The sequence below is a fragment of the Bartonella sp. ML69XJBT genome, assembly GCF_028618515.1.
In the GTDB taxonomy this organism is placed as follows: Bacteria; Pseudomonadota; Alphaproteobacteria; order Rhizobiales; family Rhizobiaceae; genus Bartonella.
On sequence record NZ_JAQITB010000044.1, the window covers coordinates 1 to 9,768 of the forward strand.

A 9,768-nucleotide genomic window follows, 5' to 3' on the forward strand; every position below is an offset into this window, starting at 1 on the left:
GCCCATGGGCATTATATCGTGAGTGGTTGCCGTGTAAGCGCATTGGGACCAAACAACGGTTGCCAAGTCTTTAGTATTCAAGAAGGAGAAGCCAATATCAATGGCTTTAAACGCAAACGCTTAGCCGCCTTGCGCCATGAAGAGGTGCAAGATTTTTCGACAAGCGTTGTTCCAAGCGAAACGCATATTTTTGCGCCTTCAAAAGGGAAAACAAGTTTTACCTTTAAACCCTATTATTTTCCTATTGCCGATATTCAGTCTCTTTTGTTGACAAAAGAAAAAACCGTTAACGTCACCCGTGGTGCGGTTGCCTCCGGGCGTGATGGTGTGCCGGATAAAAGCATCACCGCGTTTATCAAAGTCGTTCAAGGAAGCAAGGAATTTAAAGAAGGCACAGATTTTAAAAAAACCGGTGACACCATTGATTGGGCACCTGTGGGGGATGAACCTTTAGCGGGGAGCAGTTATAGGGTGACGTATCGTTATCGTGCACGGGTGCAGGCTGATAAAGTCACAGCACAGGAAATCACCGTCTCAGGGGGTGCTGAGAATGGTGATATCATTATCAGTTACACTTACAAACTCCCCCGCATTGACCGTATTGGTCTTAACACAGGGGGCAATGTGGTTTACATCAAAGGGGTTTCATCAGACCAACCCATGGCACCAAGTGTCCCTGATGATGTGCTCTCTCTTGCCACCATCACCAACAATTGGCTTGAAACGCCCCTTGTTGTCAATGATGGCACACGTGTTGCCCCTTATGATGAGATGTGGCGTTATTTTCAACGGGTGCTTTCGCTTGACCGCTTGATGCAATTAGAGCGCATTAAAAGCAATGTTGACTCTAAAGAACCCGTTGCCAAAAAAGGCATGTTTGCTGACCCTTTTCTTGATGACAGTTATAGAGATGAAGGTTTTGAACAAACGGGGGCTATCGGCAATGGTATTTTGCAGCTTGCCATTGAGCCAACTTTTTATACTGCCCCCTTGAACGCACCTGTCACGCTTGACTGGACCAATGAAGTGATTATTGCGCAAGAGTTGACAACGGCTTGCGAAAAAATCAACCCCTATCAAAATTTTGCACCCCTGCCTGGTACAGTCACCCTTACCCCCGCAACAGACTTTTGGCATGAACAGCGCACCGATTGGCTCTCTGGTGTCACCAATCAACTCAATATGGGAACACACCGTGGCAGTAGCGTACGTAGGACAGAAATCCGTGATGACTTGGTGCGTGCGACACAAGAACAAATCGATTTCTTAAGGCAAATTAAGGTGAACTTTAAGATTGAAGGTTTTGGCAGTAGCGAAATCTTGGAAAGCCTTAGCTTTGATGGTGTGAATGTTTTACCAAAAACAAAGCTTGTTGCTAACACCAAAGGCATCCTTGAAGGGAGTTTCACGATTCCTCCAAACATTACGGCTGGGACAAAGAATGTTGTGGCACGGGGAAAAGGAGGAACCATTGCAACAGGGCTTTTTACCGGTCAAGGTGTGATTGATGTGAAGGTGATGCGGCGCACCACCACAGTGAAAATCTGGACACAAGTCGATCCGCAAGCTCAAGTCTTTACCCCCGATGAAACACGTCAAATCACAGGTATTGATTTCCATCTTTGTAAAATTGGCAATCAAGCCCATGATCTGGTGATTGATTTGGTCACCACTGAAAATGGCTATCCGACTGCCGATATCCAAGCACAAACCTCCTATTCCATGAAGGGCGCAAAGGAAGGGTGGGCAGAGGCACACTATGATGTACCACTCCTTGTGATGGATGACCGCTTAACGGCTTTTGTTATCAAGACAGATGATGCTGATCATTCTGTCTCACTGGCAAAGCTTGGAGATTTTGATGCAGAACACCAGAGATACGTCTCGAGTCACCCTTATGTGACCGGTCCACGCTTTTCCTCTGTCAATGCGAGGAGCTGGACAGCCCATCAAGATGAAGCTTTAGCCTTTCGAGTGCTGGCAGCCCGCTACAGGCAAACAGAAAAAACCGTAGATTTAGGCAGTTTTGATCTTGTGGATTGCTCTGATTTGCAAATCCGTGCAGCCGTTGAGTTACCTTCAAGCGAGTGTTCTGTTGTGTTTGAAATTGAACGCAATAACGGCACGGTTTATCAACTGCTGCCCTTTCAATTGCTAAGCCTTAGTGAATATATCAGTGAAAAGGTAAGGCTTCGCGCTATTCTCAAAGGGACAGAGAAGCTTTCACCCGTCTTATTTGCCCCTGTGCAATTGATTGCAGGAAAGATTCATAAAACAGCCACTTATGTCACGCGTGCTTTTGCCTTTGGGGAAAAGGCAAGGCTGACCAGTTATATCAAAACCTTTTTACCGGGCGGAGCAACCTTTTCACTAGAAATGCAGCTGGATGATGGCGCTTTCACCCCTTTAAAACTGGATGAGACAGAACAACTCGCTGAACCGCTTTGGACAGAACGAAAATTTATCAGTGGTGACAAAACAGGAAAACAAGCACGTCTCAAACTCACCCTTACTGGTGGACCTTCTGCACGGTCCATGGTGCGTGATTTTGGCGCCGGCATATTGTGATGGGAGAAAACACATGACAAAAACCAAAAAACTCGACATGGAATTGCCTAAAGAAGGACGTTTTATCAGTTCTGAATTCCCCATCTTGCGGGAAAACTTGACCAAAATTGATCAGGCAATAGCCGATGTTGAGGAAAAGATAGACGAAAAAGCACCTTTAAAACACACGCACACAATCAGTGATGTGACGGGTTTAGAAAGCGCCCTTAATGGCAAGATGGCAGCCGATAAAACCTTCACTTTTGCTGATTTAAGCGATATCGAGGGCGCTAAGGACGCAGCCAACAATTATGTTCTTTACAAATCAAGCAATAATAATTTTACTTTTGGCAGTGCCATTTCGCTGTTAGGTACCCATCAACATAAAACAGAAGATATCGTGGGGCTTGATGATTTTAGAGCCAAGATTAATGAAGATCTTACAGCCTATGGACGCCTAGCAAGCCCAAATGAATGGCAAAGTTACAACAAATTTACCAGCAAAGTCAGCATGAGTGGTGGTTTGGAGATCGTCGATAATTCACTATTTAGCGCATTTCCATCAGTTGATTTATCCGCCAGCTCCATCTGGCTTAGAAGAAGTCTTTCAACCTCAGAAGCAGTGGTTACCCGTTTAAGCGCAAACGGAAGCATGCTGAAAGGACCACTAACCGTTGATGGTGAAGCTGTTTATACCAAATCACAAGTGGATAAATTAATAGCTTCATTAGTCAAAAAGCCTGTTGAAATTCTTATGACAGAAAGTGGTCCTATACCCTTTCCTGAAGGTTTTAGCGATGACACAGAAATAGAAATATGGGCATGGGGGGGCGGCGGCAGTGGAGGGACTGGAGGTTGGTTAAAAAATACTTATAACGGTCGTACCACATATACCTACTACGGTAGCGGTGGAGGCGGTGGAGGACAATGTGTCCGCGTAAAAATCAAAGGAGCTCAGTTTAGAAAAGCAAAAAATATCCAAATTGGTCGTGGCGGTAAAAATGGTAGTGGGGGTGCAACGATTATTGAAGGCGTTCTCATTGCCAATGGTGGGAATATAGGCTCTCAGGGTAGCGGCAATACCAAAACAGTGGGAGTAGGAGGAACAGGAGGTTACTCCGGCATTCAAAACTTTATTTTTTCTGGCGGTAATGGTGGAAATGGCGGAAGCTGTGACGGTGGAAGCTCTCTTTTTGGTGATGCTGGTGGCGGTGGCGGCGGTTATTTTCCTGGAAAGGATGCAGAAAATTATAACAGTGGTGATGGCGGAAATGGCGCAATTTTGTTTAGATTTTTTATATAGGAGGTTTGCATGGAGTATGCGGTTGTTGAAAATGGTGTGGTAACAAATATTATTGTCGCATCTGAGAATTATGTTCACGCCTTTGGTGGTGAGGCTATCCCCTCAAGTAAAGCGCAAATTGGTTGGACTTATAAAGACGGAGTGTTCTCTCCTCCCGTATTGGATGAAAACAAAAAACAATCCGCATCTACGCAACCAGTAGAGAAAGACGCAATCATAGAGCTACCTATAGGGGAGCCACAAAAAAGGTAAATAAGCTAAGTTATAGGAATGCTTGTTGTATAAGCGGGCTTTGTATGATTTTAAAGTCTTTTTTGACTGACAGTGTCAGGCTTATGAGAGAGTGTAGATGCTTGTTATTGTCTCTTCATTGATTTGGAGAGCAAAATGACAATAAAATTTAAACTTCGTATTCGCTTTATTAAGAATGGCAAGGGATCTGAGTTTTTAGCAATATTTGATCAGACAACCTTTGATGCGGTTGTAAAATCCTTGATGTTGACGTGCAAATTTATCCCCTCCATAAGTTTGTGCTTCTCTTTACGCATGAGGTGGAGAAAAGAAAAACAAGTTTAAGTTATTAGGCTTTCTAATGGGATGTTACTGTTTTTTCCATTTTAGCACTTACAATGTAAGCTATTTGTTGACATTAACAGTATTCTACGCTATATAAAAGAATGATTAAAACGTTTAAAAGCAAAACATTGGCAGAATTATTCAAAACGGGAAATTCATCCAAGATTGATAAGAAACTTGTAAAACGTATCATGGTTCGTCTTGATCGTTTAGATTTTTCTGAAAGACCAGAAGATATGAATCTTCCAGGATTCAACTTTCATTCTTTGATTGGATATTCACCCACTCGTTACACTGTCCACGTTAACGGACCATGGTGTATTACCTTTGAATTTGACTCATGTAATGCTTACCGTGTTGATCTTGAACAATATCACTAAGGATACAGTTATGAATGACATTCCTGCACAAAGAGATAAAAACCGTTGTCCTACTCATCCAGGAGAAGTTTTAGCAGAAATTATTCCTGAAACAGGCAAAACAAAATCAGAAATTGCGCAGATGCTTGGTATATCACGCCAACATCTCTACGATATTCTGAACGCAAAAAAACCTGTTTCTCCTGCTATTTCGGCTTGTCTTGGCAAAATGTTTGGTGATGGAGCTGCTATATGGTTACGTATGCAAGCCAATTATGATGCGTGGCATGCTGAACGCGAAACAAATGTTAGCAAAGTTCCAACACTTCACGCTGTTTGACTTTGTGACTCAATCTCTAGAGACGATGTTTTATGAAATACTAGATAAATAATGACATCCCCTGCTTTAAACATGGTCATCGCTATTCAAAATGTCATCTAGACCACGATCTAAATCGTCTAATATAGATTGCGGTGCATCTGCATAGGAAAAAGACTGTGCGTGAGAGCGCGCTTTTATTAATTCATGATATAAATCAACAGGAAGCATAATGATTTTTTCACGCCCTCGTTTCGTTAAAGCAACAGGCTTTGACATAGCTTCGTCTAAAATATCGCCCGCCCCGCGATTTACATCTGTAAAACTATATTTTTTTATCAGTACAGCCCTTTAATAAATAATACGTATTATACGTATAATATGTATTGCGTAAAGAGATTTTACAACGTACTGGAGAACACTTTTGTAATTGGAATAAGCTTCTTTAAGGGAATCTACTAAACTCTTCCCCACTTAGAAGCAGGGAAGAGAGGTTATGTTTTTTAATTAAGCCGCTTTTACAATGGATTTTTCTAAAACTTTCTTGGCTTCTTCAACAAGCATTTTGTAGTGTTTGCTCTCTTCTACTAACGTAAAGGCTTTAACAAAATGCATATGGAGAGGTCCATAAATGTAGACAGCCTTTTCGGTTGGAGACATCTCATCCCAGTTGCTTGGAAAATCAAAGCGTGTATCACGGTCATTATCAATTAATTGGTTTTTTAAATCATAGAAAGCTTTGACGAGTGCTTTTTTGAATGCACGCACCGTATCATTGTTACGCATATAGGTCATGAGTAAAGTTGCTTGTGGTTCATTGAGGATAGCAACTTCTCTTTTTTGTCTTCCACCTTTGGTTCCAAAGGGTAGCATTTCAAATGCGACCCTTCCAAATTCTTCAAAGTCTTCAATGTTTTGACGTACAAGCTGTATAACTGTTTTATGCGTATTGCCTACACCCTCTGCAATTTTTAAAGAGGTTGTGACAGCAATACCAGCATTGTCGATTGTTACTAAATTGTTCATGATGAACTCCTTGTTGACTAATGTTTTTGATTGACACTCAATGAAGAATGCCGGGTGCTCAAAAACACGGCAACAAGCCCGTCGTTATACTTTCCCCTCGAAAGGGTATTTTATGGCATAACCACACCCGACCCCACTATTATATGCGCGTAGCATATAATGAGTCAAAGTCTTTAATGCACAGAAGACTGATTATTTCGGTAACCAATCCGCTTGTTGTTTTAAGATGTTTTTGAAGCACCTTTGTATGAATCTAACGGTTTTAAAGTTTTTGTCAAGTCGCTCGTCAGAGCGGCTCTTTACCTCTCATTTTTCCCATTCATTTTCATTCACCCCTCATTTAAAGGAGCATAAAGTATGGCAACAGGTTTTCTACACGGTGTTGAAGTTGTCGAAGTTGACGACGGCACCCGTCCCCTTCGCGCGGTACAATCGGCAGTTATCGGGATTGTTGGCACAGCGCCCGATGCCGATGAGCAAGCATTTCCTCTTAACACACCCGTTTTGGTCGCAGGTTCTCTTTCACAAGCCGCAAAACTAGACAAAACAGGCAAACGACGCGGTACTTTACCCAATGCTCTTGATCTTATTTTCAAGCAAGTGGGAGCAATTGTTGTTGTCATCCGTGTGAAAGAAGGAGACAATGAAAATGCAACACTCACCAATGTTCTAGGTGGTGTGAACGAATATGGCGCCTATGAAGGTGTTCATGCTTTTATTGGAGCACAATCTGTTGTGGGACAAACACCACGTATTCTGATTGCGCCAGGCTTTACCCATCAACGCCCATCCAGTGTGACCATTGAAGAGAATGGAACGAGCGATAGTGCCAAAACTGAGATCAGTACAACATCTAACCCCGTTGCAGCAGAATTGATTGGCATTGCAGAGCGTTTGCGTGCGATTGTGGTGATTGATTCTCCAAACACAACAGATGAAGCAGCCCTTAGTGCAGCAAAGGATTTTGATTCAAAACGCGCCATTCTCATTGATCCATTTGTCAAAGTTAATCGCAATGGCAAAATCTTAGAAGAACCAGCAAGTGCAGCGGTTGCTGGGGTCATTGCTAAAAATGATTTTACCCATGGCTTTTGGCATTCACCTTCAAACAAAGTGATCAATGGCATTGTTGGTATTGCGCGCCCCATTGATTTTTCCATTGGGGACAGATCAAGCCGTGCCAACCTTCTTAACGAACAAAACACCACAACCATCATCCGTGAAAACGGCTATCGCCTCTGGGGCAATCGCACCCTTTCAAGCGATACAAAATTTGCCTTTTTATCGGTGGTGAGAACCGCAGATATGATCAATGATGCCATTTTGCGCGGGCATCTATGGGCTGTCGACCGCAATATCAAAAAGACCTATCTGAATGATGTGAGTGAAAGCGTCAATGCTTATTTGCGTGATTTAAAAGCGCAAGGCGCCATTCTTGGGGGACGCTGTACACCGGATCCAGAGCTTAATACAGCAAGCGCCATTGAAGGCGGCAGAGTCTATTTCAATGTGGAATTCACACCAACAACACCAGCAGAACATATCACTTTCCGTTCACAAATCATCAATGATTACCTAGAGGAGATCTTTTAATGACTGTACCTGTTTTACCAAGGGTTCTAAAATATTTTAACATTTATGTCGATGGCATTCCCTATCAAGCAAAGTGTGAAAGCGTAACATTGCCGAATTTGAACTTGGTTGTTGAAAGTTATCGCGGCGGCGGCATAGATAGCGCCATTGAGGTTGACCTTGGTCTTGAAACCCTCATCCTCACCATGACCATTTCTGATTGTTCACCAGAATTAATGGCGCTGTTGGGGCGCACCGATGTCGACATCTCTCTGCGCAGTTCAATGCAAGCGCAAGGGACACCCGCAGAAGGGGTTATCATTACCATGAGAGGACTTTGCAAAGGTTTTGAAATGGCAGAATGGCAACCGGGAGGCAAAGCAACTTCTACAGCTACCTTCACATTGCAGTATTTCAAATATGTCCAGAAAGACGTTGAAATCGTTGAGATAGATGTCCTCAACTTGGTGAGAAAATTCAATGGTGTCAATCAACTCGCAGACCATAGAGAAAACATAGGATTATAAAATGACTGTACAAAAAAGTGTTACACATCAATTGCTTGTTCCTATCACATTTGAAGGAAAAGAGCGTACTGAAATTACCTTACAACGCCCCAAAACAAAAGATTTGCAAGCCATCGACAAAAAAGAAGGCATAGAGCAAACAATCGCTATGATTGCACGTCTTTCTGGATGGCCGCATGAGGCGATCAGTGAACTCGATATCAATGATCTCTCAAACATTGGAGAGATTTTGGAATCTTTTATCAAACGGCGGGAAACCTCGACTGGGAAACCGCCGCTAAACTGATTGCCGATATTGCCATTGTGTTCCATTGGTCTCTTTCAGAGATGATGGAAATGGAACCGCAAGAACTCATATTCTGGCGAAAACAAGCAGCAGAAAGGTATAAAATAAAATGAGTGAAAAAGTTGCTGATGCAAAGGTAAAGTTGTCTCTTGAAGACCAACTTACCAAGCCTCTCAAACGTATACAAGAGCATTTTAAGAAATTATCCCATAGTTTGAGTATTCCGCGCTTTTCTGCTGCTGTACAAAACATGACAAAAAGCCTTTATAGCGTTCAAAGTGCTCTTGGTACAGCGGCAAGCCGTGCTTCGGTCTTTACCGGTATCCTAGGGCTTGCTGGGGGTGGACTTGTGGCAAGTTTGACCGCCGTTACCATGAAAACCATGCATATGGGCGATAGTCTTTATCATGCATCTCACCATTTAGGCATGAGTGTTACGGCACTTCAATTATGGGGAGATGCAGCCGATAATTCAGGATATTCCGCCGAACTCTTTCAACAATCCTTAGCAACCTTAAATAGGCGTTCTGCGCAAGCATATGCCGGACAAAAAAGAGGCATTATGGGCTTTGAAGCCCTTGGTATTTCTGTCAAAAATGCTTCTGGTAAACTCAAATCAAACTCCGTTTTGTTGGAAGAAATTACCGAAAAAATGAGTAACATGAAAAATCAAGCACAAAGGCAGCGTATTGCTGCGCTGTTGTTTGGTGGAGATGGTAAAGAAATGGCTGCCATGCTTTCACAAGGCATGGCACCCATTAAAGAACTCTTTGCAAAGGCGCGGAAAGGAAAATGGCTGATAGGTGCCGATGTTGCACGCTATGCAGCAGATTTAAGCGACAAGCTTGGTGCCTTTAAGAAAAAAATAGGCGGTATTGCGAGCTTTATTGGCGCACGTTTCATGCCTGTGATCAATGATATGATTGATGGTTTTTCAAAGCTGATTGATGAAAACCGTGATCTTATCCAAACAACCGTGGCAAGCTGGGCTAAAACCTTAAAACAAACTTTGAAGGATTTGCTTGATCCTACTTCTGATTTGAGAAAAGGTATTAGTGATCTCACAGAGAGGATTAAAGGCTGGTTTCGATGGCTAGAGCCCTTAATTGGTGAAATAACCCTCTTAAAGATAGGTCTTGTCGCCCTTGGTTCATTTATTTTTGGTCCACTCATTGCCGCATTAGCAGCCGTAGGAGTAGCGTTTGTTAGCCTTGGCTATGCTATGATGACCACCCCTATTGGTTGGCTCATTG

General features: G+C 42.8%; 12 protein-coding genes and 1 pseudogene. 11 read left to right on the top strand and 2 right to left on the bottom strand.

What is annotated here, in order from left to right:
* The 6 genes from PVV68_RS08875 to PVV68_RS08900 form a co-directional block, all read left to right on the top strand.
* A partial coding sequence (locus PVV68_RS08875) for a DUF4815 domain-containing protein (protein ID WP_273782922.1) occupies positions 1–2,568 on the top strand: 2,568 nt, incomplete at its 5' end.
* Positions 2,569–2,581: 13 nt separating this feature from the next.
* The gene (locus PVV68_RS08880; RefSeq protein ID WP_273721163.1) at positions 2,582–3,850 is read left to right on the top strand and encodes a Bgr_08870 family protein; all 1,269 of its coding nucleotides are present in this window, start codon (positions 2,582–2,584) and stop codon (positions 3,848–3,850) included.
* 9 nt (positions 3,851–3,859) lie between these two features.
* Positions 3,860–4,102, top strand: coding sequence for a hypothetical protein (locus tag PVV68_RS08885; protein WP_273721165.1), 243 nt, complete (start codon positions 3,860–3,862; stop codon positions 4,100–4,102).
* Between the two features lie 135 nt (positions 4,103–4,237).
* The gene (locus tag PVV68_RS08890) at positions 4,238–4,426 is read left to right on the top strand and encodes a hypothetical protein (RefSeq protein WP_273721167.1); all 189 of its coding nucleotides are present in this window, start codon (positions 4,238–4,240) and stop codon (positions 4,424–4,426) included.
* A gap of 101 nt (positions 4,427–4,527) precedes the next feature.
* Complete coding sequence (locus PVV68_RS08895) at positions 4,528–4,806, top strand: type II toxin-antitoxin system RelE/ParE family toxin (RefSeq protein WP_273721168.1); 279 nt, start codon at positions 4,528–4,530, stop codon at positions 4,804–4,806.
* Between the two features lie 10 nt (positions 4,807–4,816).
* A complete protein-coding gene (locus PVV68_RS08900) occupies positions 4,817–5,125 on the top strand; it encodes a HigA family addiction module antitoxin (protein WP_273721170.1) in 309 nt (102 codons plus the stop codon).
* 66 nt (positions 5,126–5,191) lie between these two features.
* Here the strand turns inward: PVV68_RS08900 and PVV68_RS08905 are convergent, their stop codons facing one another.
* Entirely contained in the window at positions 5,192–5,443 is a 252-nt protein-coding gene (locus PVV68_RS08905) for a type II toxin-antitoxin system Phd/YefM family antitoxin (RefSeq protein WP_342752690.1), read from the bottom strand.
* Positions 5,444–5,611: 168 nt separating this feature from the next.
* Complete coding sequence (locus PVV68_RS08910) at positions 5,612–6,130, bottom strand: Rha family transcriptional regulator (RefSeq protein WP_273721174.1); 519 nt, start codon at positions 6,128–6,130, stop codon at positions 5,612–5,614.
* A gap of 357 nt (positions 6,131–6,487) precedes the next feature.
* Between PVV68_RS08910 and PVV68_RS08915 the strand changes: the two genes are divergently transcribed.
* From PVV68_RS08915 to PVV68_RS08935, 5 genes and pseudogenes are all read left to right on the top strand, one after another.
* Positions 6,488–7,723 (top strand): phage tail sheath subtilisin-like domain-containing protein, encoded by a 1,236-nt coding sequence (locus tag PVV68_RS08915; RefSeq protein ID WP_273721176.1) that lies wholly within the window; start codon positions 6,488–6,490, stop codon positions 7,721–7,723.
* A complete protein-coding gene (locus tag PVV68_RS08920) occupies positions 7,723–8,229 on the top strand; it encodes a phage major tail tube protein (protein ID WP_273721178.1) in 507 nt (168 codons plus the stop codon). The genes PVV68_RS08915 and PVV68_RS08920 overlap by 1 nt, the downstream gene beginning before the upstream one ends.
* Before the next feature lies 1 nt (position 8,230).
* Positions 8,231–8,515, top strand: coding sequence for a phage tail assembly protein (locus PVV68_RS08925; RefSeq protein ID WP_273721180.1), 285 nt, complete (start codon positions 8,231–8,233; stop codon positions 8,513–8,515).
* 8 nt (positions 8,516–8,523) lie between these two features.
* Complete coding sequence (locus PVV68_RS10745) at positions 8,524–8,628, top strand: GpE family phage tail protein (RefSeq protein ID WP_273721220.1); 105 nt, start codon at positions 8,524–8,526, stop codon at positions 8,626–8,628.
* Positions 8,625–9,768, top strand: a pseudogene (locus PVV68_RS08935) (phage tail protein); the annotation flags it as partial. The gene PVV68_RS10745 and the pseudogene PVV68_RS08935, both read left to right, overlap by 4 nt.